Source organism: Mesorhizobium sp. M7A.F.Ca.CA.004.04.2.1, assembly GCF_004022825.1.
Classification (GTDB): domain Bacteria; phylum Pseudomonadota; class Alphaproteobacteria; order Rhizobiales; family Rhizobiaceae; genus Mesorhizobium.
Window position 1 is genome coordinate 1 of record NZ_RZPH01000967.1, and the last position, 2,268, is coordinate 2,268.

Consider the following 2,268-nt stretch of genomic DNA (forward strand, 5'->3'; position numbering starts at 1 on the left):
AGCCAGCTCCGGCCGGCGGAACGTGCAGACGCCGATGTCGATGCTGCGGTTCTTTGCCGACACCGCCATCAGGCCACTCCGCGTCGCGAGCCGAGGCCGAGAAGCTGCAGCCAGAAGCCAACCGACCAGCCAAGATGCATGACCATGGCCGAGACACCGGCCAGCGCAACGTCAGCCTTGCGCTGGCGGATAGCCGTCACCAGTCCGTAGCCCAGGCACACCGACACCCACAGCAACAAAGGCACTGCCGCAATCCAATGCACGAATGAGAAGGCCGCAAGAAGAACCACCGGGAAGACCGCCAGCGGCACCATCTGCCGGATCTTTGGGATGACGCGGTGCTTCAGCACATTCTTGGCACGCCCGCGACCGTAGCCGAGATACTGGAAATAGAGGCCTGAGAGCGAGGCGCGCGGATAGTAGACCATCTGCGTCTTGCCACTCATCCAGATCTTGTAGCCCGCCTTGCGCAGGCGATAATCGAGCTCGGCGTCCTCGTTATGGCTGAACGCTTCGTCGTAGCCGCCGACGGCGCCGAATGCCGATATCCGCATCAGTGCATGATGGCCGTGATCGATCCACTGTCCCTGCGAAAGATGCCGATGCTTCGAGCCGCCGGTGCCGAGCTTGGAGTTCTGCGCCGCGGCGGCCGCCTTCTGCACGGCACCGCTGCCTCTGGTCAGCATCGAAACGACAACCGAATCCGCGCCCGTGGCCAAGGCTTCCTCGACCAGCCGGTCGCAATAATCGTCGGGATAACCGCCATGCGCATCGATGCGGATGAGATAGTCGGCACCATCGCCGAAGGTACCGACGGCGAGATTGATCGCCGCGCTCTGGATGCGCCGCTTGTTGTGGAGCAGGATAACCCGCGGGTCCTTGGCAATCACATCCTCGACGATGGAAAGCGTGCCGTCGGTGCTGCCGCCATCGGCGACGATGATCCGGGCGCCAAGCCGGGCGGCCGCGGGCCGCAATTGATCGAGCAGCGCACCGATATGGGCGGCTTCATTCAGGCACGGAATGACGATCAGGCTGGATGAGGGTTTGTCCGTCTGCGTCATCAATCTCTGTCCATCTTGCCTCTGTCCATCCTTGGCCATCCTATGCCAATGCCTCGGCGGCAAAGGAGCCGGGCACGGCCGTCAGGCTGCGCAGCCGCTCGACAAGCGCCCGGCAATCGCTGCGATCGTAGCTCCAGGTCCTCGGATTGCGGGCCAGAACGCGCTCCTTCAGCCTGGCGAAGCGATGCTCTTCCATCTTGCCGAGCACGGCTTCGAGGGCTTCGGGCGACGCCTGCGGCAACAGCACGCCGATATCCTGCTGTTTGAGGAACCGCCCGGTCTCGGTGTTGCCCATCGAGATCGGCACCGCTCCGAAACGGCAGCCTTCATAGAGCCGGTTGGGCAGAAGCCATTCGGAGTTCTGCCCCGCCTCGAAGAAATCGATCGCCCACGAAAAATGGACATCGTTGTAGATCGCCGCCATGTCTTCCGGATTGCGGTAGGGCCCGAGAAACGACAGCCACGGCTCGGCTTCGACAAAGCCGTGAAAGTCAGGGAATTCCGACAAAGCCGGACGTCCGCGCAGCACGATCTCGAAGCGGCCCTCCATGCGGCGGGAGAAATCGGCCAGCAGCTCGAGTGAGCGTCGGCAGCGCAGCGCACCGAACCAGCCGATCCGCCATGGCGGACCGACCGGGCTCTCTTCAGTCTCCGGAGCGCCGGGCAAGATCGTCGCGGCCTCGAAATATTTGTTTTCGACCAGCTCGATGGGTGCCGCAACCTGGCCGAACGGCTTGAAATAATTGGCGATAAAGGCAGGAGAACTGGTCACCAGCAGCTTCACATCCCTGGCCAGAAAGCGCTCGGTGGCGCGCAGCGCCTTGCCCAGGACATCGTTGCGCAGCACAAGCCGATGAATGTCGAGGCACTCGTATACGATCGGAACCGATGCACCGAAGGCTGACCTGGCGCGGCGGGCAAGCGCCAGCATTTCCAGGTTGCGTGCGATGATGAGATCCGGTTTTGGCATACCGCCAAGCTTCGAGCCTATCGAAACGGCTGCTTTGGCGACGGCCGCGAGGCGTTGGCCGAATCGCCCGTCACGCGTCGCGCCGAGGTCGATCGGCCGCAGTCCCTCGATATCCGCAATCGGATTCGCGGTGCGACGGAAGCCGGCCAAAGTGACCTGGGCCCCACCTGCCCTGAGCATCGTGATCCGCCGGCGCACCGCCGGGTCGGAAACGTCGTGCACAAGGTACAAGAC

2 protein-coding genes are annotated in these 2,268 nt (G+C 63.2%); both read right to left on the reverse strand.

Going from position 1 to position 2,268, the window contains the following annotated elements:
* Window positions 1–68 precede the first annotated feature (68 nt).
* Window positions 69–1,064 carry a glycosyltransferase family 2 protein gene (locus EN893_RS29880; protein WP_127270879.1) on the reverse strand — a complete coding sequence of 332 codons (996 nt, stop codon included), beginning with the start codon at window positions 1,062–1,064 and terminating at the stop codon, window positions 69–71.
* Window positions 1,065–1,104: 40 nt separating this feature from the next.
* On the reverse strand, window positions 1,105–2,268 hold a 1,164-nt coding region (locus EN893_RS29885; protein ID WP_245490928.1), incomplete at its 5' end, for a glycosyltransferase.